26 protein-coding genes and 1 tRNA gene are annotated in these 26,707 nt (G+C 67.1%); 12 read left to right on the plus strand and 15 right to left on the minus strand.

Annotated features, from left to right (window positions below):
• Positions 1 to 93 precede the first annotated feature (93 nt).
• The gene (locus JZ791_RS09415; RefSeq protein ID WP_308162863.1) at positions 94 to 723 is read right to left on the minus strand and encodes a TetR/AcrR family transcriptional regulator; all 630 of its coding nucleotides are present in this window, start codon (positions 721 to 723) and stop codon (positions 94 to 96) included.
• Between the two features lie 105 nt (positions 724 to 828).
• Here JZ791_RS09415 and JZ791_RS09420 point away from each other — a divergent pair, with 105 nt between their 5' ends.
• From JZ791_RS09420 to JZ791_RS09435, 4 genes are read left to right on the plus strand one after another with little or no spacing between them, the layout of a single operon-like run.
• Entirely contained in the window at positions 829 to 2,058 is a 1,230-nt protein-coding gene (locus tag JZ791_RS09420) for an alkane 1-monooxygenase (RefSeq protein WP_216893829.1), read from the plus strand.
• Positions 2,058 to 2,213 carry a rubredoxin gene (locus tag JZ791_RS09425; protein WP_216893830.1) on the plus strand — a complete coding sequence of 52 codons (156 nt, stop codon included), beginning with the start codon at positions 2,058 to 2,060 and terminating at the stop codon, positions 2,211 to 2,213. Before JZ791_RS09420 ends, JZ791_RS09425 begins: the two co-directional genes overlap by 1 nt.
• Entirely contained in the window at positions 2,210 to 2,395 is a 186-nt protein-coding gene (locus JZ791_RS09430) for a rubredoxin (protein WP_216893831.1), read from the plus strand. The genes JZ791_RS09425 and JZ791_RS09430 overlap by 4 nt, the downstream gene beginning before the upstream one ends.
• On the plus strand, positions 2,392 to 3,624 hold the full coding sequence (locus JZ791_RS09435; protein ID WP_216893832.1) for an NAD(P)/FAD-dependent oxidoreductase: 1,233 nt from the start codon (positions 2,392 to 2,394) through the stop codon (positions 3,622 to 3,624). The genes JZ791_RS09430 and JZ791_RS09435 overlap by 4 nt, the downstream gene beginning before the upstream one ends.
• Positions 3,625 to 3,730: 106 nt before the next feature.
• On the opposite strand, the gene JZ791_RS09440 is transcribed toward JZ791_RS09435, so the two are convergent.
• The 6 genes from JZ791_RS09440 to JZ791_RS09465 all read right to left on the minus strand — a co-directional run bounded on the left by JZ791_RS09440 (position 3,731) and on the right by JZ791_RS09465 (position 7,933).
• The gene (locus JZ791_RS09440; protein ID WP_216893833.1) at positions 3,731 to 4,381 is read right to left on the minus strand and encodes a DUF2461 domain-containing protein; all 651 of its coding nucleotides are present in this window, start codon (positions 4,379 to 4,381) and stop codon (positions 3,731 to 3,733) included.
• 38 nt (positions 4,382 to 4,419) lie between these two features.
• On the minus strand, positions 4,420 to 4,809 hold the full coding sequence (locus JZ791_RS09445) for a hypothetical protein (protein WP_216893834.1): 390 nt from the start codon (positions 4,807 to 4,809) through the stop codon (positions 4,420 to 4,422).
• Between the two features lie 74 nt (positions 4,810 to 4,883).
• Entirely contained in the window at positions 4,884 to 5,204 is a 321-nt protein-coding gene (locus JZ791_RS09450) for a hypothetical protein (protein ID WP_216893835.1), read from the minus strand.
• Between the two features lie 116 nt (positions 5,205 to 5,320).
• On the minus strand, positions 5,321 to 6,301 hold the full coding sequence (locus JZ791_RS09455) for a ribose-phosphate diphosphokinase (protein WP_216893836.1): 981 nt from the start codon (positions 6,299 to 6,301) through the stop codon (positions 5,321 to 5,323).
• Positions 6,298 to 7,788, minus strand: coding sequence for a bifunctional UDP-N-acetylglucosamine diphosphorylase/glucosamine-1-phosphate N-acetyltransferase GlmU (gene glmU, locus JZ791_RS09460; RefSeq protein ID WP_216893837.1), 1,491 nt, complete (start codon positions 7,786 to 7,788; stop codon positions 6,298 to 6,300). The genes JZ791_RS09455 and glmU overlap by 4 nt, the downstream gene beginning before the upstream one ends.
• Before the next feature lie 74 nt (positions 7,789 to 7,862).
• Positions 7,863 to 7,933 (minus strand) — tRNA-Gln (locus tag JZ791_RS09465).
• A gap of 394 nt (positions 7,934 to 8,327) precedes the next feature.
• Between JZ791_RS09465 and JZ791_RS09470 the strand changes: the two genes are divergently transcribed.
• The 5 genes from JZ791_RS09470 (at position 8,328) to JZ791_RS09490 (ending at position 15,817) form a co-directional block, all read left to right on the plus strand.
• The gene (locus tag JZ791_RS09470) at positions 8,328 to 8,963 is read left to right on the plus strand and encodes a TetR/AcrR family transcriptional regulator (RefSeq protein WP_216893874.1); all 636 of its coding nucleotides are present in this window, start codon (positions 8,328 to 8,330) and stop codon (positions 8,961 to 8,963) included.
• A gap of 208 nt (positions 8,964 to 9,171) precedes the next feature.
• The gene (locus JZ791_RS09475) at positions 9,172 to 9,819 is read left to right on the plus strand and encodes a TetR family transcriptional regulator (RefSeq protein ID WP_216893838.1); all 648 of its coding nucleotides are present in this window, start codon (positions 9,172 to 9,174) and stop codon (positions 9,817 to 9,819) included.
• A gap of 119 nt (positions 9,820 to 9,938) precedes the next feature.
• Positions 9,939 to 13,553 carry a transcription-repair coupling factor gene (mfd, locus tag JZ791_RS09480; protein WP_216893839.1) on the plus strand — a complete coding sequence of 1,205 codons (3,615 nt, stop codon included), beginning with the start codon at positions 9,939 to 9,941 and terminating at the stop codon, positions 13,551 to 13,553.
• A 222-nt stretch (positions 13,554 to 13,775) separates the two neighbouring features.
• The gene (locus JZ791_RS09485) at positions 13,776 to 14,444 is read left to right on the plus strand and encodes a nucleoside triphosphate pyrophosphohydrolase (protein ID WP_254205454.1); all 669 of its coding nucleotides are present in this window, start codon (positions 13,776 to 13,778) and stop codon (positions 14,442 to 14,444) included.
• A 101-nt stretch (positions 14,445 to 14,545) separates the two neighbouring features.
• On the plus strand, positions 14,546 to 15,817 hold the full coding sequence (locus tag JZ791_RS09490; RefSeq protein WP_216893841.1) for a Fic family protein: 1,272 nt from the start codon (positions 14,546 to 14,548) through the stop codon (positions 15,815 to 15,817).
• Here the strand turns inward: JZ791_RS09490 and JZ791_RS09495 are convergent.
• The gene (locus tag JZ791_RS09495) at positions 15,732 to 16,739 is read right to left on the minus strand and encodes an AraC family transcriptional regulator (protein ID WP_216893842.1); all 1,008 of its coding nucleotides are present in this window, start codon (positions 16,737 to 16,739) and stop codon (positions 15,732 to 15,734) included. The genes JZ791_RS09490 and JZ791_RS09495 overlap by 86 nt on opposite strands.
• 102 nt (positions 16,740 to 16,841) lie before the next feature.
• Between JZ791_RS09495 and JZ791_RS09500 the strand changes: the two genes are divergently transcribed.
• Positions 16,842 to 17,753: an MBL fold metallo-hydrolase gene (locus JZ791_RS09500; RefSeq protein ID WP_216893843.1), complete on the plus strand. Its 912-nt coding sequence runs from the start codon at positions 16,842 to 16,844 to the stop codon at positions 17,751 to 17,753.
• Positions 17,754 to 17,857: 104 nt separating this feature from the next.
• Here the strand turns inward: JZ791_RS09500 and JZ791_RS09505 are convergent, their stop codons facing one another.
• Positions 17,858 to 18,304: a GNAT family N-acetyltransferase gene (locus JZ791_RS09505; protein ID WP_216893844.1), complete on the minus strand. Its 447-nt coding sequence runs from the start codon at positions 18,302 to 18,304 to the stop codon at positions 17,858 to 17,860.
• Between the two features lie 81 nt (positions 18,305 to 18,385).
• On the opposite strand from JZ791_RS09505, the gene JZ791_RS09510 reads away from it, so the two are divergent.
• On the plus strand, positions 18,386 to 19,024 hold the full coding sequence (locus JZ791_RS09510; protein ID WP_216893845.1) for a DedA family protein: 639 nt from the start codon (positions 18,386 to 18,388) through the stop codon (positions 19,022 to 19,024).
• 428 nt (positions 19,025 to 19,452) lie between these two features.
• On the opposite strand, the gene JZ791_RS09515 is transcribed toward JZ791_RS09510, so the two are convergent.
• The 3 genes from JZ791_RS09515 to JZ791_RS09525 form a co-directional block, all read right to left on the minus strand.
• Positions 19,453 to 19,749 (minus strand): MTH1187 family thiamine-binding protein, encoded by a 297-nt coding sequence (locus JZ791_RS09515; protein ID WP_216893846.1) that lies wholly within the window; start codon positions 19,747 to 19,749, stop codon positions 19,453 to 19,455.
• Complete coding sequence (locus JZ791_RS09520) at positions 19,746 to 20,222, minus strand: pyridoxamine 5'-phosphate oxidase family protein (protein ID WP_216893847.1); 477 nt, start codon at positions 20,220 to 20,222, stop codon at positions 19,746 to 19,748. The genes JZ791_RS09515 and JZ791_RS09520 overlap by 4 nt, the downstream gene beginning before the upstream one ends.
• Before the next feature lie 162 nt (positions 20,223 to 20,384).
• Positions 20,385 to 20,837, minus strand: a complete 453-nt coding sequence (locus JZ791_RS09525; RefSeq protein ID WP_216893848.1) for a flavodoxin domain-containing protein — start codon at positions 20,835 to 20,837, stop codon at positions 20,385 to 20,387.
• A 565-nt stretch (positions 20,838 to 21,402) separates the two neighbouring features.
• On the opposite strand from JZ791_RS09525, the gene JZ791_RS09530 reads away from it, so the two are divergent.
• On the plus strand, positions 21,403 to 22,842 hold the full coding sequence (locus tag JZ791_RS09530) for a stealth family protein (RefSeq protein WP_216893849.1): 1,440 nt from the start codon (positions 21,403 to 21,405) through the stop codon (positions 22,840 to 22,842).
• Positions 22,843 to 23,130: 288 nt separating this feature from the next.
• On the opposite strand, the gene JZ791_RS09535 is transcribed toward JZ791_RS09530, so the two are convergent.
• The 3 genes from JZ791_RS09535 to JZ791_RS09545 all read right to left on the minus strand — a co-directional run bounded on the left by JZ791_RS09535 (position 23,131) and on the right by JZ791_RS09545 (position 26,701).
• Positions 23,131 to 24,081, minus strand: coding sequence for a phosphodiesterase (locus JZ791_RS09535; protein ID WP_216893850.1), 951 nt, complete (start codon positions 24,079 to 24,081; stop codon positions 23,131 to 23,133).
• Positions 24,082 to 24,225: 144 nt separating this feature from the next.
• Positions 24,226 to 25,617, minus strand: coding sequence for an MATE family efflux transporter (locus JZ791_RS09540; protein WP_216893851.1), 1,392 nt, complete (start codon positions 25,615 to 25,617; stop codon positions 24,226 to 24,228).
• Between the two features lie 58 nt (positions 25,618 to 25,675).
• Entirely contained in the window at positions 25,676 to 26,701 is a 1,026-nt protein-coding gene (locus JZ791_RS09545) for a PLP-dependent cysteine synthase family protein (protein ID WP_216893852.1), read from the minus strand.
• Positions 26,702 to 26,707 lie beyond the last annotated feature (6 nt).

Below are 26,707 nucleotides of genomic sequence, written 5' to 3' on the forward strand. Positions count from 1 at the left end.
ACTCGGCGGGCGAGCGCACGGTCTCCCGGGGCTTGCTGCGTGGTTGCGCGCGGGTCGGGCGGCCGGTTGGCGTTGAACTCGCGCAGGAGATCCTCACCCCCGCTGAGCGCTGACCTGTCCTCGCAGGCCGGTGAAGACTTGGGTAATCACCAGCTCGACCTGGGCGACCGCGCGGTCGATCGGCCCGACCGGCTGGAACAGATGGCTCAGCGTCAGCCGGACGAGAATCTCGACGAGCGATTCCAGGTTGCCGTCGGACATGGTCGCCAGCTCGTACCGGTCGCGCATCGCGACGGTGAGTGCGGCGATGGCCCGGCCGAGCACCGGTTCGGGCTCGGTGACCAGCGCGGGCAACAGCGTCATATCGCCGCTGTGGCGACCCGACAGGACCGCCTTCAGTAGCGTGTTGTCGGCCCCGGTGTGCAGGGTGTACTCCGCGGCCCGGGTCATGCCGGTGATCGGATCGGCGGGATGCTCGGCCAGGGTGTCGACGATGCCGCTGAGAAATGTGCCCAGCTCGCGTTCGATGAGCGCGTCGGCCAGGGCCTGCCGGGTGCCGATCTCCTTGTAGAGCACCGGCCGGCTGATTCCCACATCCTTCGCGATCCGGGACATGTTCACCGCCCCCCAGCCCTCGGTGCAGACCACCTCGCGGGCGGCGTTCAGGGCCCGTTCGCGCAGGAGCAGTCGCATCTCGGTCTGAAAATTCGGCGCTTCAGCCACGGAGCTCATCCTACATCAGAGGGCAATGTGACTCCGTCATTGACAAGTAACCGTCTGTTGTATTCACTGGATACACATTATCCAAATGTGTAAACGGAGTGGGTCATGACGACATCTCGGATCGGCGAATCGGGGCACTCGCCGGCCGCGCCCGGGCAGTGGCGCGATCGCAAGCGATACCTGTGGCTGCTGGGATTGGTGGCTCCGACCGCGTTGCTGGTGGCGGCCGCGCTGGTCTGGGCGTTCAATCAGCTCGGCTGGCAGGCGATCTCGCCGGTCTGGTGGTGGATCGGCCCGATCCTGGTCTACGTGCTGCTGCCGAGTCTGGACATGTTCTTCGGTCCCGACGGGCAGAATCCGCCGGACGAGGTGATGCAGCGGCTCGAGAACGACAGGTACTACCGCTACTGCACCTACGCCTACATCCCGTTCCAGCTGGTCAGCATGGTCTTCGCCGGCTATCTGTGGACGGCCTCGAATCTGTCGTGGCTGGGCATCGACGGCGGTCTGGGCGTGGTCTCCAAGATCGGCCTGGCGCTGAGCATCGGCACCATGGGCGGCGTGGGCATCAACACCGCCCACGAACTCGGGCACAAGAAGGATCAGCTCGAGCGCTGGCTCTCGAAGATCACGCTGGCCCAGACGGCCTACGGCCACTTCTATATCGAGCACAATCGAGGCCATCACGTGCGGGTCGCGACGCCCGAGGACCCCGCGAGCGCGCGCTTCGGCGAGAGTTTCTGGACCTTCCTGCCGCGCAGCGTATGGGGCAGTCTGCGCTCGTCGTGGGAGCTGGAGAAGGCCCGGCTGCACAGAATGGGCAAGGGGCCGTGGACGATCCGCAACGACATCCTCAACGCCTGGTTGATGACGGTGATCCTGTGGGGCGCGCTGATCGCGATCTTCGGACCGATGATCCTGCCGTACCTGATCGTGCAGGCCGTCTACGGCTTCGCGCTGCTGGAGACGGTGAACTATCTGGAGCACTACGGGCTGCTGCGGCAGCGGACGGCGAACGGGCGCTACGAGCGGTGCACTCCGATGCACAGCTGGAACTCCGATCACATCGTGACCAACATCTTTCTGTACCACCTGCAGCGGCACAGTGATCATCACGCCAATCCGACACGTCGCTATCAGACGTTGCGCAGTGTGGACGGTGCGCCGAACCTGCCCAGCGGGTACGCCAGCATGATCACCCTGGCCTATTTCCCGCCGCTGTGGCGCAGGGTGATGGACCACCGGGTGCTGGACCATTACGACGGCGACATCACCCGGGTGAACATCCAGCCCGCCGTGCGGGAGCGGGTCCTGGCGAAGTACGGGGTGCGGTGATGGCCGCCTACCGCTGCCCGGTCTGCGAATACGTCTACGACGAGACCACCGGAGCGCCGCGCGAGGGATTCCCGGCGGGGACCCCGTGGTCGGAGATACCCGACGACTGGTGCTGTCCCGACTGTGGAGTCAGAGAGAAGGTCGACTTCGAATGAGTACCGACTACAAGCTGTTCCGTTGCCTGCAATGCGGTTTCGAATACGACGAGGCGCTGGGCTGGCCCGAGGACGGCATCACGCCCGGCACCCGCTGGGACGACATTCCCGAGGATTGGTCGTGCCCCGATTGCGGTGCGGCGAAGACCGATTTCGAGATGGTCGAGGTCACTCGCGTATGAGCGGCCGGATCGTGATCGCGGGTGCGGGCGTGGCCGGAGCGACCGCGGCCCGAACCCTGCGCGCCGAGGGATACACCGGCCGGATCGTGCTCGTCGGCGCGGAGCATCACCCGCCGTACCGGCGTCCGATGGTGTCGAAGGATCTGCTCGCCGGGGCCCGCGGCCTCGACCGGTGCCTGCTCGAACCCGAAAGATACTGGGCGCAGCACGATATCGATCTGCGGGTGGCGACCACCGTCGCCGATATCGACACCGGCCGCGGCCGCGTGTGGCTGAGCGACGGTGAATCGCTCGGCTACGACAGCCTGCTGCTGGCCACCGGTGCGCGGGCGCGACGGATCGAACAACATCCGCCGGTACGGGTGCGCACCCTGCGCGACGTGGCCGATATCGGACCGCTGCGCGAGGCGATCGAGAGCGGTCCGCTGCTGATCATCGGCGCCGGGCTGGTGGGGCTCGAGGTCGCCGCGACCGCGCGGGGACTGGGCGGGCAGGTCCGTATTCTGCACGCGGGCGCCACACCGTTGGACCGCATTGTGCCGCAGGAGATCTCGAGGGTCGTGCGGGATCTGCACGCCGAACACGACGTGCGGATCGATGACCATGTGCGTCTGGCCGGGGTGGCACAGATCGATGGGGAGGGAGTCATCGCGACCGCGTCCGACGGCCGCACGTGGACGGCCTCGTCCGCGCTGGTGGCGATCGGTGCGGCGCCCGACACCGCGCTCGCCCGGACTGCCGGAATCGCCGTCGACAACGGCATTCTCGTCGATGAGCGGTACCGTACCTCGGCGCCGGGAGTATTCGCCGCCGGTGACGTGGCGAGCCGTTTCATCACGCGTCGCGGCGGCCACGAACGTTGCGAACACTGGAACAGTGCGCTGGCCCAGGGCGCGGCCGCCGCGAAATCCATGCTGGGCCAGCCGGTTAGCGAACCCGAGGTTCCGTGGGGATGGTCCAGCCAGTACGGTGTCAGCCTGCACTTCGCGGGGTGGATGCAGCCGCACGACGAACTGATAGTCCGGGGATCGATCGAATCGCGGAATTTCATCGCGCTGGCGCTGTCCGGCGGTGCGTTGTCCGGCGCGGTAGCCGTCGGCAGGCCCAGGGATATCAGGGCGGTCCGGCAACTGATCGCGAGCGGTGCGGTACGGGCGAGCGCGGACTGGGCCGACGAGTCGCTCGATCTCGCTCAGTTGGTCGGCATCGCCTTGTCCGCTCTGCGCTGAGCGCTCGAACTCGCACGGCCACAGCCAATTCCATGGCCGGCTGGCATTCACGGTGCCCCCGAGCCGGTTTCGATGGCTGTCGGCCGAAAGATGCCGGGCCGACGGGTCAATCCCGTCCTTGCAGACCGGTGGTGACGGCCGCGATCCACTCCATGACCGGACGCATGGCCTCCCAGGACTTGCGGATCTCGGTGGCCGCGCGGGCAGTGGGCAGCCAGTCGGGGGCGCCGAACTCGCGGCTGACCACCAGGGATTTGTGCCGGAGCAGCTCGATGCGGGGGTGGTCGGCGGAGTAGCCCTTGGGCTGGGTCTTCAGTTTGTCGCCGCCGACGGTATATCCGGCCGCGGCGACGTCGGCGAGAATCTTCTCCAGTTCGTGCCCGCGCACCTCGTCGTCGATCGTGGCGCGCAGGCGGGCCAGCTGGTCGGGGGAGGCGGAGTAGATCCCGGCCGCCACATACAGACCTGGCGCGCCGATCTGTACGTACCAGCCCGCACCCGGCGCCGCGTGCACGACGGCGCCCTGATGGTCCTTGTACGGGGTCTTGTCCTTGGCGAATCGCACGTCGCGGTAGGGGCGGAAGATCTTTGCCGGGCCGAAATCGGCCTCCAACTCGGCGATCAGCGCGGCCATCGGCGCGCGCACGGCGGAATCGTAGACATCCTTGTGCGCTGTCCAGAATGCCTTGGAATTGTCGGCCTCGAGATCCTCGTAGAAATCCAGTCCCGCCAAAGGGAAGCCCGCGAACCTACTCATGTCCTCAACCTAGCGCGGCGCTGTGACAAGGAAGCGCTCTAGTGCCGCGGTGCGAACTGGAAGATGACCACCAGCGCGATGGCCGTCGCGGCGGCCGAGGCCAATGCGGCCCATTTGCCCAGACCTTCGCCGCGCCTGTGGCCGATCACGCCCGATATCACGCCGATCGGGCCCAGCAACCAGACGCAGGAGACCACGGTGAGGATGGCACAGACGAAGCCCACCACGGAGAACACCGCGTGGCCCACCCGCGCCAGCCATGATTCGGCCGGGTTGCGCCTCGGATGGCGATGGCACGGAACAGGATCGGGGCCGAGGCGCTTCCAGCTGCCGGACACTTCGTCGACATGCTCACCGGGGTGGTCGGGCGGCTGCGCACCCGGATACTGCCAGCTGGCATCGGGATCATCGCCGAACTCCGATCCCACGACTATCCCTTCGCCCTCGATGCACTGCCGACGCGGCATCCACGCTGCCGGGTCGGGGCCTTTCGCTCCTGTGCTCAGTCCTCCGGCTCCGCGACCACTTCCATCGCCGCGACCTCGGCCGGGCGGCCGTCCTCGGCGCGCTGCTCGTCCCGGCGACGGCGCCGGGTCCACGACTGATCCAGGTCGGCCGTGATGCCCTGACGCCCGTCGTCGTCGTGATAGCCGATGACCAGGTTTCGCTGCGGGTCTTCGATGGCGCGCTCGTATTCGCGTACCTCGTCGGCCTGCTCGTCGTCACCGAGGTCGTAGTCGAGGTCCTGATCGTCCGCCTCGTCATCATCGCGCAACGCGAGGACCTCATCGATCAGCGGATCCGGATCCCGATCCGTGGCCATATGTCCAACACCACCTCTCCGCGAGCGCACAAGGGGTAACTACAGACCACGCTACCGTCAATGGCGTCCGGAGAGAACCACCACCGCGACCTGTGCGCAGCGGAGAGCGGATTCGGTTAGGCGATGCCGTTGAACAGGCCCGTCACCGAGCCGTTCTCGAACACCTCACGAATCGTGCGGGCCAGCAGCGGAGCGATCGAGAGCACCGTGAGCGACGGGAACTTCTTGTCCTCGGTGATCGGCAGCGTGTTGGTGACGATCACCTCCTTGGCGCCACAGCTGGACAGGCGTTCGGCGGCGGGATGCGACAGCACGCCGTGGGTGGCGGCGATGATCACGTCGCCCGCCCCGGCCTCGTGCAGCACGCGCACGGCCTCGGCGATGGTGCCGCCGGTGTCGATCATGTCGTCGATCAGGATGCAGGTGCGGCCCTCGACGTCACCGACCGGGCGGTGCGATTTGACCTGGTTGGGCACCAGCGGGTCGCGGGTCTTGTGGATGAACGCGACCGGCGCGCCGCCGAGCGAGTCGGCCCACTTCTCGGCGACCTTGACCCGGCCCGCGTCGGGGGATACGACGGTGACGTGGTCGGTGACGTAGTGGGTGCGCACGTACTCCGACAGCTGGATCAGCGCGTGCATATGATCCACCGGGCCGTCGAAGAAGCCCTGGATCTGGTCGGTGTGCAGGTCGACGGTGATGATGCGGTCCGCGCCCGCGGTCTTGAGCAGGTCGGCGACCAGGCGCGCGGAGATGGGCTCGCGGCCCCGGTGCTTCTTGTCCTGGCGGGCGTAGGGGTAGAAGGGCAGCACCGAGGTGATCCGCTTGGCCGACCCGCGTTTGAGCGCGTCGATCATGATCAGGTGCTCCATCAGCCACTCGTTCAGCGGGGCCGGGAAGCTTTGCAGCACAAAGGCATCCGAGCCGCGCACCGATTCCTCGAATCGGACGAAGATCTCGCCGTTGGCGAAATCACGGGCGGTTTGCGGAGTGATCGAGACGTCGAGTTCCTTGGCGACCTGCTCGGCCAACTCGGGGTGAGCGCGGCCGGAGAACAGCATCAGGTTCTTCTGGTTATCGGTCGAGAACGCGGTCACTCTGTATTGCCATCCTTTTGCTCGATTGCCTGACCCGACATGTCAGCGGCCGCGATTGCCTCGGCCGCAGCCTGTGCCGCAGCGGTCCCGGGTCGGTTCCGCTGCACCCAGCCCTCGATATTTCGCTGCGCCCCGCCCGATACCGCAAGAGCGCCCGGTGGAACGTTTCTACGCAGCACAGTACCCGCCCCGGAATAGACGCCGTCACCGACCGTGATAGGTGCGATGAACATGGTGTCGCTGCCCGTGCGGACATGTGATCCCACGGTCGTATGGTGCTTGTTTACCCCGTCGTAATTGACGAAAACGCTGGACGCGCCGATATTGCTGTACTCGCCGATCGTCGCGTCACCCACGTAGGTCAGGTGGGGCACCTTCGAATGTGCGCCGATGGAGGCATTTTTGGTCTCGACGAATGCTCCGATTTTGCCGGAATCGCCCAGGACGGTGCCCGGCCGCAGGTATGCGAATGGGCCGATGACAGCTCGGGGACCGACGGTCGCGCCCTCGCCGTGCGTGCGCACCACGCGTGCGCCCTCGCCGACGATCACATCGGTGAGCGTGCTGTCCGGGCCGATCTCGGCGTCCTCGCCGATCACCGTGGCGCCCAGGAGTTGGACGCCCGGCCGCAGCACCGCGTCGCGCTCGATCCGCACCCCGGCGTCGATCCAGGTGGTGGCCGGATCCATGATCGTGACCCCGGCGCGCATATGTCGCTCCACGATATATCGGTTCATCGTGCGGGCGGCCTCGGCCATCTGCACCCGGTCGTTGACCCCGGTGACCTTGGCCCAGTCCACCAGCCGCGCCCCATGTACCGGATGCCCGGCCTCGCGGGCCAGCTTCAGCACATCGGTCAGATACAGCTCGTGCTGGGCGTTCGCCGTGGTCAGGCGCTCGACCATCTGGCGAAGCACGGTGACGTCGAAGACGTAGACACCGGAGTTGACCTCGGTGATCGCGACCTGCTCCGGCGTGGCGTCGACGTGTTCGACGATCTCCTGCAGACGGCCGTGCGCGTCGCGCACGATGCGGCCGTAGCCGTTGGCGTCGTCGGGCACGAAGGTCAGGACGGTGACCGCGGAGCGTTCGGGATAGCTGCGATGATCCGCCAGCAGGCCGGACAGGGTGTGCCCGTCCAGCAGCGGCACGTCGGCGGAGGTCACCAGCAGATCGCCGGTGAAGTCCGCGGGCAGCGATTCCAGGGCGCACTGCACCGCGTGGCCGGTGCCCAGCTGTTGTTCCTGGACGGCCGCGACGATATCTCGATGCAGTTCCGCCGCAACGGTATTCACCGCCGCGCCGACCTGCTCACGATCGTGACCGATGACGGTGACCAGATAGGTGGGGTCGATCTCGTGCGCGGCGTGCAGCGCGTGCGCCAGCATGCTGCGGCCGGCCATGGAATGCAGCACCTTCGCGGTCTTCGACCGCATTCGGGTTCCTGCCCCGGCGGCGAGAACGACGACGGCGGTCTGCTGTGGCATGGATCTCCCTCGGCTGGCGTCGTCGGGTGTAGCAGGGGTTGTCGCGGACCAAGAATAGTCATCGCGCCCCTGAGCTCCGCCGCCAGGACTCGAACCTGGACTAACTGAACCAAAATCAGTGGTGCTGCCATTACACTACGGCGGATTGCCACACCGGCGGAGTTCGCGAACCCGCCGCTGCGCACGGCATGCGCGTAGATCCTCGCATGCTTGGCCGCCTCTGCGCCAGTTCGCCACGTAGCCGGGTGCGGCGAGGCGCGGTTCGCGCGCCGACTCCGGGCGCCGGCCGAGGTGGCCGCTGTCCCAACCGGTAGCCGGTGGGGCGCATGAGTCCGGCCCGAGGCGCGCAGAGGCGGGGGAGCGTGTGGCGAACAACAGTGGTCTGCAAGAGTTGTCGGTATAAGCCGGAGGGATGCGCTGGGAGGTGGAGGCTTGCGAGCGACCGATACACGCGGTTGGGCCGGGCTCGCTCGGGCCGGAGTCGAGTGCCGGAGGCGTGGGGCATGACCGATCGCAGTGATCGCGTGCCGCGCCCCCGGATGACCGGTACGCAGCGGCGCCAGCAACTCATCGAGATCGGCCGGGCGCTGTTCGCCGAGCGCGGCTACGACGCCACGTCGATCGAGGAGATCGCCCAGCGCGCCCAGGTGTCCAAACCCGTTGTGTACGAACATTTCGGTGGTAAAGAGGGCCTGTACGCGGTCGTGGTGGACCGGGAGATGTCCTCGTTGCTGGACATGATCAACTCCTCGCTCACCCAGAACCGCTCGCGCGTGCGGCTCGAGCAGGTGGCACTGGCGTTGCTGACGTATATCGAAGAGCGCACCGACGGCTTCCGCATCCTCATGCGCGATCAGCCCGCCGCCGCGGCCGAGGGCACCTATTCGAGCCTGCTGAACGAGGCGGTGAATCAGGTCGCGTACATCCTGGCCGGGGATTTCGAGCGGCGTGGATTGGATACCAGCCTGGCGACCCTCTATGCGCAGGCGTTGGTCGGCATGGTCGCGACGGCGGCGACGTGGTGGCTGGACGAGCGTGAGCCGTCCAAGGAAGTGGTCGCGGCCCATCTGGTCAATCTGTGCTGGAACGGTCTGACCGGCCTGGAATCCGACCCACGGCTGGCTTCCCAGTGGACTCGGGGGACGGGTGAACGGCCGAGCGGAACAGCCTCCTAGCGAGCACGTAGCGCGGCAAGGGGGGAAGAACTGGACAGTTAGCCCAAAAATAGCGATGGAGGCCGGTCTGAATGCTCGATTCCACTGGCGGGGGCCTGACGGATGGTACGGTTCATCCATCCTTCAAGTGCTGTTCGAGCTCTGATGTCGGTCAACTTCGGGATTTCGGTCTACTTCAGGATGGCTGGTTTGAGGACAGGCGGATCTGATGGCTAGGCAAGCGCGCGCGGAAATCACGCGCGATTCGGTCCTCGCGGGCGCGGCCGATGTCTTTCTGCGCCTGGGTTATGCGAATGCGAGCCTGAGCGAGATCATCTCGCAGTCGAACGTTACCAAGGGCGCCCTGTACTTCCACTTCGGCTCCAAGGAGGAGCTCGCCCGCGCGGTGGTCGATCAGGGCAACGAACGGTTGATCAGTGCCTGCCAGGGCTTCTTCGATCCGCGCGTGCCCGCGCTCGAGGCGGCCATCGGAATCACCTATGTCGTCGCCGATCTCACCATGAACGACCCGATGGTCGGCGCCATGCTGAAGCTGACCCACCAGATCGGCGACTACCGCGGCGCCAGCGGCGACAACATCGCCAAGAACTGGGGTGAGACGCACCGCCTGCTCGCCGAGCGTGCCATCGCCCAGGGCGACCTGAAGCCCGACCTCGACCCCGATACGATCGGCATGCTGCTGCAGGAGATGACGGCGGGCGTGCACATCACCGCCGTCGGCACGGAGTCGATCGACCAGATGGCGGTGCGCATGGAGCGCGTCTGGTATTTCCTGCTGCCGTCCATCGTGCCGGAGGAGAAGGTGGCCTACTTCCGTGAGTTCGCCGCGCGACGGTTGCGGCGGTACGTGCCCTAGGGGCCGATACCCGCGGCGGCCGGCTCCCGGAGAGTACCGGGGACGCGAACCTGTCGGAGGTGGTGGCTAGACTGCGTTTCGCCGCCCCTAAACCGCTGATCCGCGCCAGGAGTCTGTTCATGTCCACCCAACGTCCACCTCTTGCGGGACTGGCCGCGGCCGCTGGCGCCGATACCACGTTCGACCAGGTCGGGAGCCTGATCGGGAAAACGCCCGTGCAGTTGGTCGCGCCGTCGGCCGTGCGGCCGTTCGTGGCCTCGGCGATGGCGGTGCATCGGCCGCTTGTCGTGGTGACGGCGACGGGGCGGGAGGCCGACGATCTGACGGTGGAACTGACCGAGATCGTCGGAGACCAGGTCGCGCTGTTCCCGTCCTGGGAGACGCTGCCGCACGAGCGGCTGTCACCGAGTGCGGATACGGTGGGCCGCCGGTTGGGGGTGCTGCGGCGGCTGGCGCATCCCGACGATCCTTACAGCGCGCCACTGCGGATCGTGGTCACCACGGTTCGCTCGCTCATGCAGCCGATGGCCTCGGGGCTCAGCGATGTCGAGCCGGTGGTGCTGCGGGTCGGGGCCGAGTTCGACTTCGAGAAATTGATCGAGCGGCTGGTCGAGTTCGCCTACGAGCGGGTCGACATGGTCGGCAAGCGCGGCGAATTCGCGGTGCGCGGCGGCATTCTCGATGTTTTCCCGCCGACCGCGGATCATCCTGTGCGCGTGGAGTTCTGGGGTGAGGAGGTCAGCGAGCTGCGGCCGTTCTCCGTGGCCGATCAGCGCTCGCTGTCCGAGGTCTCCGTGGATGTCGTTGTGGCGCAACCATGTCGGGAGCTGATGCTCACCGAGGATCTGCGGCGGCGGGCCGCGCAGGTGGCCGCCGAGAACCCCGCCGACGCGGCCCTGGTCGAGATGCTGGACAACCTGGCGCAGGGCATCGCGGTCGAGGGCATGGAGGCGCTGCTGCCGGTGTTGCGGCCGCAGGGATTACAGCTGCTGACCGAGGTGCTGCCCGCAGGGACCCACGTGTTGCTGTGCGATCCGGAGAAGGTCCGCACCCGTGCCGCGGATTTGGTGCGGACCGGGCAGGAATTCTTGGAGGCGTCGTGGACCGCGGCCTCCTTCGGCGGCGCGGCCCCGCTCGGCGCGCACGGTCTGGACCTGGCGGCGTCGGCCTATCGCGGGCTGGACGTCGTCCACGCCAGCGCCGACGAGCATGAGCTGCCCTGGTGGACGCTCAGCCCGCTGTCCTCGGGGGATCCGGCCGAGGTGGTGCTGCCGGTGCTGTCCGCACCCGCCGCGCGCGGGTCGCAGGAGCTGGTGGCCACGGTCTTCGCCTCGCTGCGCGCGCATGTCGGCACGGGCGGCCTCGCGGTGATCGTCGTCGCGGGTCATGGTACGGCGCAACGCATTCTGGAACGCCTGGCCGACGCGGAGGTGCCCGCCGCGCCGCTGGATCCGGGGTCCGGACCGCAGCCCGGAGTGGTCGGGGTGCTGTGCGGGTCGCTGCACGACGGCGTCGTCTTCGACGATGCCAAACTGGTCGTGATCGCCGAATCGGACCTGACCGGCAACCGGGTCACCGCACCCGGCGAGGGCAAGAAGATGCCCGCCCGCCGCCGCAATCAGGTCGATCCCCTGGCGCTGAGTTCCGGCGATATGGTCGTGCACGATCAGCACGGCATCGGCCGGTTCGTGGAGATGATCGAGCGCACCGTGGGCGGGGCGCGCCGGGAGTACCTGGTCATCGAGTACGCGCCCGGTAAGCGGGGGCAGCCCGGCGACCGGCTGTTCGTGCCGATGGACTCACTGGATCAGCTGTCGCGCTATGTCGGCGGCGAGATGCCGAGCCTGTCCAAACTCGGCGGCTCGGACTGGGCCAATACGAAACGCAAGGCGCGCAAGGCGGTTCGCGAGATCGCGACCGAGCTCGTGCAGCTGTACGCCGCGCGTCAGGCCGCGCCGGGGCACGCCTTCGCCTCGGATACCCCATGGCAGCGGGAGATGGAGGACGCGTTCGCGTTCACCGAGACCCACGATCAGCTCACCGCCATCGCCGAGGTCAAGGCCGATATGGAGAAGGCCGTCCCGATGGACAGGGTGATCTGCGGCGACGTCGGATACGGCAAGACCGAGATCGCGGTGCGCGCGGCGTTCAAGGCGGTGCAGGACGGCAAGCAGGTCGCGGTGCTGGTGCCCACGACGCTGCTGGCGCAACAGCATCTGCAGACCTTCGCCGAGCGCATCGCCGGATTCCCGGTGACGATCAAGGGCCTGTCCCGCTTCACCGATGCGAGCGAATCCCGGGAGGTGCTGGACGGCATGGCATCCGGTGACGTCGATATCGTCGTCGGCACCCACCGGCTGCTGCAGACCGGCGTGCGCTGGAAGGATCTGGGCCTGGTCGTCATCGACGAGGAACAGCGGTTCGGTGTCGAACACAAGGAGCACATCAAGGCGCTGCGCACGCACGTGGACATGCTGACCATGTCCGCGACGCCGATTCCGCGCACCCTGGAGATGAGCCTGGCCGGGATCCGCGAGATGTCCACCATCCTGACCCCGCCCGAGGAGCGTCATCCGATCCTCACGTACGTGGGCGGCTACAACGACAAGCAGGTCGCGGCCGCCATCCGCCGCGAGTTGCTGCGCGACGGCCAGGTGTTCTACGTGCACAACCGGGTGTCCTCGATCGACCGGGCGGCCGCCAGGATTCGCGAACTGGTGCCCGAGGCGCGGGTGGCGATCGCGCACGGTCAGATGAACGAGGACACGCTCGAGCGCACCGTACAGGGCTTCTGGGAGCGCGAATTCGATGTGCTGATGTGCACCACGATCATCGAGACCGGCCTGGACATCTCGAATGCCAATACGCTGATCGTGGAACGCGCCGACGCGCTGGGCCTTTCGCAGCTGCATCAGCTGCGCGGCCGGGTCGGGCGCAGCCGCGAACGCGGGTACGCGTACTTCCTGTACCCGGGGGAGAAGCCGCTCACCGAGACCGCCTACGACCGGCTGGCCACCATCTCGCAGAACTCCGATCTCGGCGCTGGTATGGCGGTGGCGATGAAGGATCTCGAAATCCGCGGCGCCGGTAACGTGCTGGGCGCGGAGCAGTCCGGGCATGTGGCCGGGGTCGGTTTCGACCTCTACGTGCGGTTGGTCGGCGAGGCGGTGGAGGCGTATCGCGCCGCCGCCGACGGTAGGCCGATCGTCACCGACGAGGAGGTCAAAGAGGTGCGCATCGACCTGCCGGTGGACGCGCACATCCCGCCCGACTACATCGGCAGCGATCGGCTGCGCCTGGAGGCGTACCGCAAACTCGCCGCGGCCCAGGACGATTCGACTCTGGCGACGGTGGTGGAGGAACTCGTCGACCGGTACGGCGCGCTCCCGGTGGAGGTGGGGCGGCTGGTGTCGGTGGCCCGGCTGCGGCTGCTGTGCCGCGAATACGGGCTTACCGAGGTCGGCGTCTCCGGCACCACGTTGAAGCTGTCGCCGATGCAGCTGCCGGAGTCGAAACAGTTGCGGCTCAAGCGGTTGTACCCCGCCGTCACCTACCGGCCGACCACCGGGATCGTGCAGCTGCCGTTGCCGCGCGTGGAGGACAGCGTGGGCGCCGCGCGAGTGCGCGATGTGCGACTGCTGCAATTCATCGCGGATCTGCTGCTGGCGTTGGACGGAAAGCCGCAGGGCATGGTGGATCTGCGGGTGGCGACGGAGGTGTCGCCGGCGCGATGAGCGAGCCAACTTTGTGCACGGTCCGCCGCCCGCACGATGAAGCCGAGTGCCGGCGAGATCCGGGCGCGCGGATGGTCCGCCGTGGCCGGGAGATTCGATGCCAGGTGTTCGCCCCGACCGCCGCGGACCGGGGACGGCAGATTCGTGAAGGCTGACATGCCTGGTCGCAGAGACGATTACGTGACGACTGACGCAGACGCAGCGGATTCGGACTCCGCGCGGATGGCGCATGGGTTGGGCGAGGCCGTCGAAGTGATGGATCGCCTGTGGAGTTTTGGCGGCTGGGAGGTCACCCAGACCCACGATTCGCTGCGCCCCTACCTGCTCGAGGAAACCTACGAGCTGCTGGACGCCATCCAGGCCGGCGACGCCGCCACCATCCGCGAGGAGCTGGGCGACCTCCTGTTGCAAGTACTGTTCCACTCCAGAATCGCCGAGGCCGCAGGCGAATTCACCGTCGCCGACGTCGCCGCCACCCTGGTCGCCAAACTCGTCCACCGCAGCCCCCACCTGCGCGAGGACGACCCGATCGACCCCCAAGCCACCCTGGAGCAGAAGATCGCCGCTCAGGAAAAAGCCTGGGAGGAACGCAAAACCACCGAAAAGGCCCGCCGCTCCTGCCTCGACGGCATCGCCATGGCCCAGCCCGCCCTGGCTCTGGCCGAGAAGATCCTGACCCGAAGCCGGAAAGCAGGCCTCCCCGACACCTTGATCCCCACCGAACTGCGCGTGGTCCATCTGGGCGCCGAGGACAGCGCCGAGGAACGCCTCCGCAAGGCAACCCTGTCGTTCGCCGCGCGGATCCGCGCCACCGAGGATGCCGCCGAATCCGCCCGCGGAGTGCGCGCCCCCCTCTCGGCCCAGGACTGGCACGTCTACTGGGCTGCTTGACCCGGGTTACGACGCACACTTATTAAAGGTTGAGGAATAACCTTTAATAAGCGGGAAGTCTTATTAAAGGTTATGCGGTAACCTTTAATAAGGAGGAGCCTGTGGCGAAGCTTGTTCGGCTGCGATGGATCAGCGAGGTCAGCGGTGGTGGGCTGTCTCGGCGCGACAGCAGATCGGGTTATTACGAGGCATATTGCCCTGATCCCCTGGTCGGGCGACCGGTGACGTTGACAGGTCCGACAGCCGCCGATGTCTCGGAGGCCGAGGCGGCGATCGCTCGGTTGGACGGTGACGTGGTCGCCTTGGTCGATACCGAGGCGCTGTCGCGTCTGTTGCTCCGGGCCGAGGCTGTTGCGTCGTCGCGGATCGAGGGGCTCGAGATCGGCGCGCGGCGGTTGTTGCGCGCCGAGGCCGCCCAGGGGTCGGAGGGCGAGGCGACGGATGTGACAGCGCGTGAGGTGCTCGCGAATATCGAGGCCATGGCCCTGGCGGTCGCGGCTGTCGAGCCGGGGGAGGACATCACCGAGCAGATGGTGCTGGACATTCATCATCGTCTGCTCGTCGGCGGGCGACTCGGCGACGCCGGGCGCCTGCGCACCGAACAGAACTGGATCGGCGGCAGCTCCTTCAATCCATTCGGCGCGGCGTACGTACCGCCACCGCCGGAGTTGGTGCCGGAACTGGTCGCCGATCTACTGGCGTTCTGTAACAGTGACGAACTGCCCGCTGTCGCGCAGGCCGCCATTGCGCACGCCCAGTTCGAGACCATCCATCCATTCGTCGACGGAAACGGCCGTACCGGTCGAGCGCTGATCCACCTGATATTGCGGCGACGGGGTCTCGCGCGTCATGTCACGCCGCCGGTGTCACTGACCCTCGCGACGTGGACGCAGAGTTACCTCGACGGTCTCGTACGGTTTCGGCACCTGGGTTCGCCGGAATCGCCTGAGGCGGGTGAGGGCGTGGATCTATGGGTGGGTCGTTTCGCGGCGGCGTGCACCCGTGCGACGGCCGATGCCGCGCTGTTCGAACAGCGAGCGGCCCAGCTCGAGCGCGGCTGGCGAGAAAGGTTGTCGACTGTGCGAGCGGGCTCGACGGCAGATCTGTTGCTGCGCAGGCTGATCGGCGCTCCGATCCTGACCGTGAGTACGGCGGCGACCTTGCTCGACCGCAGCTACCCCGCCGTGAACGGTGCGATCGAGCGATTGGTGCAAGCCGGTATCCTCCGCCAAGTCACAGTGGGTCGCCGGGGCCGCGCCTTCGAATCTCCGGAAGTCATCGCGGCATTCACCGATCTGGAGCGGCAACTGGCCAGTCCTGAAGGGGGTACCCGTCAGTCACCGCCGGAACGTCCGGTGCCCCGACGGAAGTGAGTGTGGTTGGAGTGGCGTGGGTTTCGCGGTAGTGGCCGGGGGAGATGGTGAACTGTTTCTTGAAGGCGTGGGAGAAGGCGTAGGGGGTGGAGTAGCCGACTTGGGTGGCGATTGTGGTCAGGGGGGCGGTGGTGTCGCGTAGGAGGGTGGCGGCTCGGGTCAGGCGCCACCAGGACAGGTAGGTCATGGGGGGTTGGCCGACTATGGCGGTGAAGCGGCGGGCGAGAGTGGCTCGGGAGACGCCGGTTTCGGCGGCCAGGCGGTCGTTGGTCCAGGGGGCGGCAGGGGCGGTGTGGAGGGCGCGCAGGGCTGCGGCGGTGATGGGATCGGCCAAGGCGGCGGGCCAAATGCCGGTGTCGGTTTCGGTCATCCAGGCGCGGATCATGTAGATCAGCAGGAGGTCCAGGAGGCCGGGGACGGCTATGCAGGAACCGGGGGCGCGGCGATCCAGCTCGCGCGCGAGCAGGTCTATGGCGGAGCGGAGTTCGGGGTGGGCGCCGACGCGGTTCGGGAGATGGACGATCGTCGGTAATTCGGCGACGAGCGGGTGCTGTCCGCTGCGGTCGAGCCGGTATTTGCCGCAGAGGATCTCGAATTCGACTGTGTTCGAGGGGGTTTCGTCCGGAAATTCGGCGTGCCACTGGGCGAACGGGACCGCTGCGCGTACGGTCGCCGCATCGGCGGGGGAATCGGCCAGCACATGACCTGTGCCGTGCGGCAGCACTATCACGTCACCGGGGCCGAGTGTCACCGGATCGCCGCCGTCGGGCAGGACCCAGCAGTTGCCGCGCAGCATGACGTGGAAACCCGCGCCGTCGTACAGGTCCAGGCGAGTGCACCAGCGGCCGGCCGGCCCTCGCGCCCGGTTCGACGACGGCTGCCCCAGACGCATGGCCGCGATCGCGTCGCTCAGCACATCCATGAGGCCATCTTAGCTATGACACTCATTCATGAGTAGATCTCGTATCTGACGGAGCAATGTAAGCATTGAGAAGCTCATTATGATGCCCATAGGCTTGTGTGTATGGAAAGTTCACAAAGCATCGTGCTGGGAGACGTCGAGATCTTCCGCGTCATCGAATTCCACGGCCCGCTGATGCCGGGCACCGATCTGGTCCCCGAGACGACGGCGCAGACCTGGCGGGACAACGCGGACTGGCTCGCACCCGAGCATTGGGATCCGCACGTCGACCGGGTTATCTGCACCGTGCAGACCTGGGTGCTGCGCAGCGGCGGCCGCACGATCCTGGTCGACACGGGCATCGGCAACGGCCGCGAACGTCCCGGTCGCGAGATGTTCCACCATTTGCAGACCGATTTCCCGGATCGTATGGCTCGGGCGGGTATACACCCCGACGAAGTAGACCTCGTGATCAACACTCACATCCACGGTGACCACGTCGGCTGGAACACTGTCGCCGCCGACGGCGAGTGGATCCCGGCATTCCCCAACGCGCAGTATCTGATTCCCCGGGCCGACGACCTCTACTTCGGCCCCGCCAACGACTACGGAAACGGCGCCCGCCCCGACGACCGCCTGCTGTACGAGGACAGCATCGCCCCTATCCACCGCGCCGGACAGTCCGTCCTCTGGGACGGCGCCCACCGCATCGACGATACCTTGACCCTCGAATCCGCCCCCGGACATACTCCGGGATCCTCTGTTCTGCATCTGAACTCCGGCACCGACCGCGCCGTCTTCGTCGGCGACATGGTGCACAGCCCTGTGCAGCTGATCCACCCCTCCTGCAACAGTTGTCTGTGCCTGGACCCCCAGCAGGCCGCGCTGAGCCGCCGGAGAATCCTCGAACGAGCCGCCGACACGCGTGAATTGGTCGTCCCCGCCCACTTCTCGGGAGCGGGTGCCGTCGAAATCCGCCGCAACGGAACCGATTTCACACTTGGCGAGTGGTCCGCCACCGCTGAGCCGCGTTGAGAGAGAGTGGTACCCGGCCTCCCGCTACATTTTGCGGGCGCGAGACTCCGGTTTCGGACGAATTCGCCGACAAAATGTAGCGGGAGGCCGGTTCTCGGATCTGCTCATAGGTACTTGGTGAAATACACTCGCCGATAACCGTCTTCGGTTGCGCGACCGGTCTCGACGTATCCGCGCCGCGAGTAGTAACCGATATTCTCGGTCATGGCTTCGTTGGTATAGAGCCGGAGTTCGGATCGATCGTGCTCGCGCGCCTGCCGCTCGGTGAAAGCCAGTAGCTCCGAGCCGATTCCCGAGCCCTGAGCCGCCGAGGATACCGCGACGTTGCTGAGCAGCACATGGTCCGCCTCGATCACGAGTACCAGCATTCCGGCCGGAACACCGTCGTGCTCCGCGACCCAGACGCCACCGTCCTGGATCAGGGCCGCGTAGTCCGCCCGCATCGGCGCCGGTTCCCTGCCCATCCGGGGAACGTAGTGCGCGTAGGCGTCGTGAGCCAGATCGGCGAGCGCCGGGGCGTCACCCGCTCTCGCCGGTCGTATGGTGAGCATCACGCCAGGCTATCGGCACTCCCAGCACGTACCACGCCGTGATCCCAGGGTCTTACCAGGCTCGGCGATCATGCTCGGAACATGAGCCTCGCAGCATTGACCACCGCGTTCGTGGTCGCCGTTGTGCCTGTGGCACCCACGGAGGCGACGCTGGTCGGGTTGGGCGCCCTCGCCTCCGTGACGCACGCGTCGCTGGTCGCCGTGATCCTGGTCGCCGGACTGGGATGTTCGATATCCGATCACCTGCTCTATGCGGCCGGGCGCTGGGGCGGCGGACGGCTGCTGGGCTGGCTGATGGGCCGCGGTTCCATCGGTCGCGCCGCTGGGTGGCTGATCGAGCGGTTCGATCGGTGGGGCGTCGCGGTCTTCATCGCGGGGCGCTGGCTCCCCGCCGGGGGCAGTGCGGGCGCGGTCCTCGCCGGCACGCTCGGATGGAAGTTGCGCCGGTTCACCCCGGCCTCGCTGATCGGCTCCACGCTCTGGGCGTGCTACGCCACCATGCTCGGATATCTGGGCAGCGCCTTCACCGGCAACCCGCTGGCAGGTCTCGGGATTTCGCTCGTCATCGCGGTGGTCGTCGGGCTGGCGTCGCGCCGCGTGATGCACCGCCGGCACGCGGTCGCCGCGCCCGAGCCGGTCAGCGTCGCCTCTACTGAGCCGGAGCACACGACAACTCCGGTGCCCCAGAGCCCGGCGACCCCCGAGCTGGTTGCCGCATGAGCCCCCCGGCGCACCGGGTTGGTTGCCGCACGAGCCCCCACCGGCGCAAGACGTAGCTGCTGTATGAGCCCCATCGGTGCGTGGGTTGGTTCTCTGTGAGCTCCACCGCCGTATGGCCTCCTGGTTGCCGTGTGAGCCTCACCGGTGCGTGGGTTGGTTGCTGTATGAGCCCGTCGGCGCACGGCCTGGTTGCCGTGTGAGCCTCACCGGTGCGCGGGTTGGTTGCTGTATGAGCCCGTCGGCGCACGGCCTGGTTGCCGTGTGAGCCCCATCGGTGCGTGGGTTGGTTGCCGCACGAGCCCTCACCGGCGCAAGGCACGGCTGCTGCGTGAGCCCCACCGGCGCGGACGGGCTGGTTACTGCCTGAGCCTTACCGGCGCACGGTAGTGCGACGGCTCGCGCACCGAAGGCAGGAAATGCTCGGGTGCCTACTCCTGCGTCAGATACCGCTCTACGCTCGCGACCTTCGACGTCATACCGTCGGTGACCCCCGGCCGGATGTCGGCCTTGATCACCAGGCTGCACCGGGGCGAGACCGACATGACGGCGTCGGTGGCCTGCTTGATCACGGACATGACCTCGTCCCACTCGCCCTCGATGCTGGTGAACATGGAGGTGGTCTCGTTGGGCAGGCCGCTGGCGCGCACGACGCGCACCGCCTCGGCGACGGCGCGGCCGACGTCCTCACCGACGCCGAGCGGGGTGATGGAGAAGGCCGCGATCATATGGCTCCCTTCGCCAGCTCACGCAGCGTCGCCACCCGGGACTCGAGGTAGTGCAGCTCCGAATCGTCGAGTACGTCGCGCTGGATGCCGGCGGTGATGGCGAATGCGGACTGGTGGTGGTCGTCGATCACGTCGACGTCGATGTCCACGGCCGTGTAGTCCTCGGCGCCGGGCATCGGGTCGGCGAGCACGTGGGCCCGGCCGCGCGCGCAGATGGCGACATTTCCGCCGGACAGGATCAGCAGGGCCACCTCACGGCGCGCCCGCAGCCGGGCCAGCGAGCCGCGGTCGGACTTGAGGCTCAACAATATTCGCCTGTCACCCGCGCGTAGCGGCCAGGAGACGGGGATGGCGTGCGGCGCCGGATCGGTCGTCACCAATACCGCGATCGTCTCCAGCGGCCACTCGGGTAGAACCTCCAGCTCGGGATGATCGGTCGTGGGCTCTTGACGTTCTCGGGCTCCGGCTACCATTTTGCTCACCTCGTGGTCGGCTCTGCGGCGGGCTGCGCCACGGTAGCAGTGTAAACCGTTGCGCCGCAGGACCGCTGGGCCGCACGGACTCGAGCCCCCACGCGGGGTGCGAATGGCCCGGAAATAGCCCCCGTCGGCGGCCGAAATCTGGCCCGCCCGCGTTCAGGCCGAGGTCAGGGCGCCGATGGGCAGTCCGCGCGCCCAGGCGGCGGCCTGGTCCTGCGGGAGCAGGGCGCCGGAGGCGTCGTGCCGGGCGTGGTCGCCGATCTGGGCGCCGCCCAGTGCGGTCAGCCTCTCCGCGCAGATCTCGCCGCCGCGATTGAAGGTGTCGTCGTAGACGGAGTCACCGAGGCCGAAGACAGCGAAACGCAGGCCGGTCAGATCCGGCAGGCGATCATCGAGCCGGTCGAAGAAGGGTTCGGCGCCGGTGGGCAGATCACCGCTGCCGTAGGTGGAGCAGACGACGATGTGGAACCGGTGGATGTCGATGTCGGTGTCGACATCGCCGATATCGCGCACATCGACCTCGTGGTCGGCGCTCAGCGCGTCCGCGATGGCGGCCGCGGCGCGTTCCGCGGTACCCATCTCCGTTCCGTACAGAATCGTCACTCGCACACCGGTCTCCTGCCTGGCTCGTTTTGCCGAATAGTTGGTAAGCCTACCCTAAATAAATACACCGAGGGCCGGTGAGAGGTCTGTGCGACCACCGGCCGCGAACCGACGGTTCGGCATGATTGCGTTACTACTGTGAAAAAAGCACCGGACCTGCGCGGGTTCGGATTGACTTCATGGTGTCTGTGGTTGCATCATTCGTTACAGTCCCTCGTCCAATCGGGGTCTTGTGAGTAACCGGCCGATGTCCGTCTGGTGAAAACCCGCCGTCAACGCCTTCCGCTCCGGAGTGCGATGCCTTGGCGACGTCCGGCACGACGCGCAGCGAGCGCGCGTCCCGTCATGAGTGAGGTGAGAACGAATGGAATCGCGGTCTTCGGGATATCGATTGTGGGCGGCCTTCCCGAACGGTCTTGCCCCGCGAAGTTTGCGCTAACGCGCTCAACGGTTTCGTGGAGCCCTCCGTCGTCATGGCGGAGGGCATCGCGTGCGTTCGTCGTCCAGGGGTGTCGGAGCCCGCGACCCGATGATGGGTGTCCGTGGGCCGAATCTGAAAGCAGGAGAGGCAATGGAATTCGATGCGGTGGACATGACCGGCCCGGTTGCGGTGTGCAATCTGGCGGTGTCGAGTGCGGTGATCGACGATTTGCGTTATCTGCGAGCCGAATTCCAGGCCGCGGAGGTGTCGTATCTGCTGGTGCGGGATGCGGATCATCGGCTGGTGCTGGCCGTGGAATCGAAGTACCGTACGGCGCTGCGCCGGGTGCTCGGTGCGTCCATGATGGCTGGATTCGCATGTAACGAACTGCGTCACAATGTGTTCCGATTGGGCCGGGATGTGGATCCGGCGCATCATCTGGAGATCGAGCTGTGGCGTCGGCACGGCGATACCGTCGAGTGCCCGCGTCCGAATGCGCTGACCCGTGCCGTCTTCGACCTCGCCGATGTCACCCCGACGACCGTTCTGCTGTACGAGGACAGCTGGCCGACCCTGGACGGCATGTTCGCCCCGCATCCCACCGACGTCTGCTTCGACATCGATATCGTCTACTCCTGGGTGGACGGCTCGGATCCCGAATTCCGCGCGCGCCGTGCGGGAATGATGGCGCAGGTGGTGGTGGGCGAGGGTGACGAGGCCGATGCGCGGATCCGGCAGATCGATGAGCTGCGGTACGCGCTGCGCTCGGTGCACAAGAACGCACCGTGGATCCGGCGCATCTTCATCGCGACCGATTCCCGGGTCCCGGCCTGGCTCGCCGAGGACCCGAAGGTGACGATCGTGCGTGCGGTGGACCACTTCTCGGACATCAGTCAGCTGCCGGTGTTCAACTCACACGCCATCGAATGCCAGCTCCAGCACATCGAGGGCCTGTCCGAGCACTTCCTGTACTCCAACGACGACATGTTCTTCGCTCGTCCGGTCCGGCCGTCGATGTTCTTCACCCCGGCCGGGATCAGCCGGTTCATCGAGGCGGGTACGCGAATCGGCCCGGGCGCCAACAACGAACGGCGCAGCGGATTCGAGAACGCCGCCCGGGTGAATCGGCAGTTGCTCGCGCGGCGCTTCGGCCCGGTCATCACCCGCCACCTCGAGCACACGCCGGTACCGTTGCGGCGCAGCGTATTACTGGAGATGGAGCGGGAATTCGCCGAGGACTTCGCGCGCACCAGGGCCAGCCGGTTCCGCGCGGCCACCGATATCTCGGTCACCAATTCGCTGTACCACTACTACGCCCTGCTGACCGGGCGCGCGGTACCGCAGGAGCGGGGGAAGATGCGCTACGTGGACACCACGAGCCATACCGGTCTCGCTCTGCTCAACGGGCTGCTCAGCCGCCGCAACGTGGATTTCTTCTGCCTCAACGACGGCAGTTTCCCCGAGGTCGCCGAGGCCGAGCGGGTGCGGGTGGTCTCGGAATTCCTGCACTCGTACTTCCCGGATCGGGGCCCGTGGGAGGCGATCCCGGACGACGACCCGTTCGCCGCGCTCGAGCCCGGAGCGGCCTGACGCCGCAACGTAACTCGGTCGCGCTCTCGTCATCCCGGAGTGCGCTTGCTCGCTCTCGTCATCTCGGCATGTTTTTGGCCGGGATCCACAGCGCACCTGATGGATTCCGGCCAAAAGCCTGTGTCCCGTTGCACGAGAGCCTGTTGACGGCTGAAATCTCTCACCCGGACCACCTGTCCAGGCGGCACCTATCTCCGGGTCAGCGTGCCGGAATGACGTGTGCCGAAAGCGTGCCGGGATAACGGAGTGCCCAGAAGTGTGCCGGGACGACGGAGTACCGCAGCGGGATCAGCTGACGGCTTTGTCGTCCGACTCGGGGGATTCGGTGCGCCGCTGCATGACGTGCGGAATGCGGCCGGCCAGCGGGATAACGATGCCCGCCTCCGCCAGCCGTTGCGCAGCCTCCTCCGGAGTGGCGGGCTGCCCGACGGTCGGCCCCTGGTCGATCGGGACCACCGAGTGCACCACGGTGTCCGGATAGATGTGCACGTAGTTGAAGCTCTGCGCGGCGTCACGCCCGCGCTGCCCGCCCTCGGCGACGGCCAGATCCTGGCTGTAGCAGGCCGAGGACGCTACCGACACCGGGATCCCGGCGAAGGTCGCGGTGGTGGAGAAGTGCAGATGACCGGCCAGGATGCTGCGCACATCGGTGCCGTCGAGCACGTCGGCGAGGCGGCGCTGGTCGCGCAGCTCCACCGTCACGGCCAGGTCCTGGATGCACGGCACCGGCGGGTGGTGCATCGCCAGGATCGTGCCGAACGGTGCGGGCTCGGCCAGAACCGAACGCAGCCAAGCCAATTGGTCGTCGCTCAGCTCGCCGTAATGGTGGCCCGGCACCGTCGTGTCCAGCGCGACCACGCGCAGCCCGTCGAACATGTGCACCCGGTCCAACGGCTCGTCGGACGCGTCCTCGTCGAGCAGATGGGTGCGCAGCGTGGCGCGATCGTCGTGGTTGCCCGCCACCCACACCACCGGCACGCCCAAACGCTCGGCGAGCGGGTCGACCAGCGCGCGCAGATTGCCGTACGCGGTGGGCTCGCCCCGATCGGTCAGATCGCCGGTGAAGACGATCGCGGTGGGGGTGATGCGGCTGGCCTCGGCCCGCGCGAGCAGCCCGCGCAGTCGCTCCCGCGCGTCGACGGCGCCGTACAGCGCGCCGTCACCGACCAGATGGGTGTCGCTGAAATGGAACAGAACATGCTCCGGTCGCGGGTACTCCGCGACTCTGCTGATGTGCACCGGACTCCTCCCGGCGGGTTTCGCCTGTCTCGAGGTGCGCTTCGTGTTCCCTCGTGAGGATAACGAAGTCGTACATCTACAAAGTGCCCACGTCGGGTGACGACATGCTTACACCCCGGTGAGAATTCGGTGCCACCTTTGCGTTCAGCCGTGCCCCGGCACGATATCGGCGAGCATCCGCGGCTCGCCCTGCTCACGCGTGGCCAGCAGCGTGAAGTAGCGGCGCAGCATCAGCCCGGCAGTGGTTGCCAGGCCCGCGCACAGACCCCACCAGACACCCACCGCACCCAGTCCGACGGGGAAGGCGAGCACCAGCGCTGTGGGCAATCCCACAATCCAGTAGCCGATCAATGACAGCCGGAATCCGGCCTTGGTATCGGAGACCCCGCGCAGCAGGCCGTTGCCGATGTTCTGTGCGGCGTCGAAGAATTGCAGCACGATCGCGATCACCAGCAGGGTGTGCGCCAGATGCACGGTGGCGTGATCGTGGCTGGTCAGGAAGGGGCGCAGCACAAGGGTGGGCGCACAGGCGTACAGCACACCGACCAGCGCCACGACGACCGCCGCATGTCGCAGCGCCAGCCAGGCCAGCGCGTGCGCGCGCCGGAACTCCTCCCGCGCGCAGGCGCGGCTGATCAGGATCGATACGCCCTGGGACAGGCCGATCGCCACCTGGAACACGATGTAGACCAGCTGGTAGACCACGTTGTGCGCGGCCAGCGCGGCCGGGCCGAAACTGCCCATCACCAGCGCCAGCACCGAGAACAGCCCGGCCTCCGAGCCGTAGGTCAGCGCGATCGGCGTGCCCAGGCGGAGCTCGGCGGCGACCGTGGCCCGCCGCACCGGCCACATCCGAATCGACAGGGTCGCACCGAGTGTCGCGTCGTGCCGCACCATCGCCCAGAACACCAGGAAGGTCACCAGGAACACCAGCGAGGTGGCCAGGCCGACACCGGTCAGGCCCAATGCCGGAAGTCCCGCCCAGCCGTGCATCAAGGCAAGCGCCGCGACGAGGTTCAACGCCACCGAACCGATCGTCACCAGGAGCAGCGCCTGCGGTCGGCGCAGGCCGACGGTGTACTGGCGCAGCACCTGGAACCACAGGCACGGCAGCAGTCCGGGCGCCAGCGCCACCATCATCGGCCGGGCCTGCGCGAGGACCGCCTCGTCCTGCCCCAGCCAGCGCAGCGCCCAGCCCAGGCCGATCAGCACCAGCCCGCCCACTACGCCCGCGACGGTCGCGATCAGCATGCTGGAGCGGACCACATCGCGGATCTCCTCGTCCGCCCGGACGTTGTGCTTCTCCGCCCGGCTCGTCACGGCGGCGATCTGATTGCCGGTCGCGGTGATCAGACCCACGCACATGGTGCGAATCTGGTTGAACAGCACCAGCGCCAGCCCGCCGGCGGCCACCTGATCGACGCCGAGCGAACCCATCAGCGCGATATTGGTGGTGGACACCGCGACCTGGGCCAGCTGGGTCATCGCGATGGGACTGGCCAGCGCCGTCAGTTGCCGTCCGTCCCCGTTGCTCATCGCACCGCCTCGTCGTTGAGAATCACATTCTCATTTAGGTATACCTTACTTATCGCGATCACCGCGCACACGCCAGGTCGTGCACCGGCGCATAGCGGTCGAGCCACGTCAGCACCTCGCGTTCGGTGGCCTCGTCGAGCAGGTCGCGATCGCTCATCCACTCGTCGTCGAACACCGTATCCAGGTATTTCTCGCCGCCGTCACAGACGATGGTCACCACCGTGGAGGCCGGAGGAAACTCCTCGAGGCGCGACAGGGCCGCGTGCACCGAGCCGCCGGCGGACCCGCCGATCAGCAGGCCCACCTTCTTCGCGACGGCGCGAGCGGTAGCGAAGGCCGCCACGTCCGACACCTTCACCCCCTCGTCCAGCAGCGAGTAATCGACCGCGGTGCCGACCGTCGCGCCCGGCGGGGTGCCGGTGCCGGACTGCCAGTACGGCCCGCCCGGACCGCCGAACGCGATCGAGCCGACCGGCTCCACCCCGATCACCCGTGCCGGGCAGCCCAATTCGCGCAGCCGGCGCGCGGTGCCGAACAGCGATCCGCCGGTGCCGACCGCGGACAGCAGAATATCGACCCGACTCAGATCTTCCAGCAACTCTTCGGCGACCGCATAGTAGCCCAAGGCGTTGGCATCATTGTTGTGCTGTTCGGTGAAGTAGGCGCCGGGTTGGGCGGCCGCCATCGCCTCGGCGAGATCCTCTCGCGCCGAGGTGGCCAGGCTGTCGTCACCGTCGTCGGCGACATAGACGAGCTCTGTTCCCATGGCATGCATCGCGCGCAGTTTGTCCTTGCAGGCGTGGTGATCGACGACAGCGGTGAAGCGATACCCGCGTTCGGCAGCCACTACCGCCAGTCCGAGTCCGGTATTGCCAGATGTCGACTCGATGATATGTCCGCCATTATTCAGCAAACCGCGACGCTCCGCATCGAGCACCATTTCGCGGGCCATCCGGATCTTGGCCGCGCCGGTCGGATTGAACTGTTCCAGCTTGAGTAGCAGGCGGGTGCCGGTGTCGGTGGTCGCCAGCTCGAACAGCGGGGTGTTGCCGATCAGGTCCGTCACGCGGGTGACGAGCGGCATGCGAGA

The sequence above is a fragment of the Nocardia alni genome (assembly GCF_019038435.1).
Classification (GTDB): Bacteria; Actinomycetota; Actinomycetes; order Mycobacteriales; family Mycobacteriaceae; genus Nocardia; species Nocardia alni.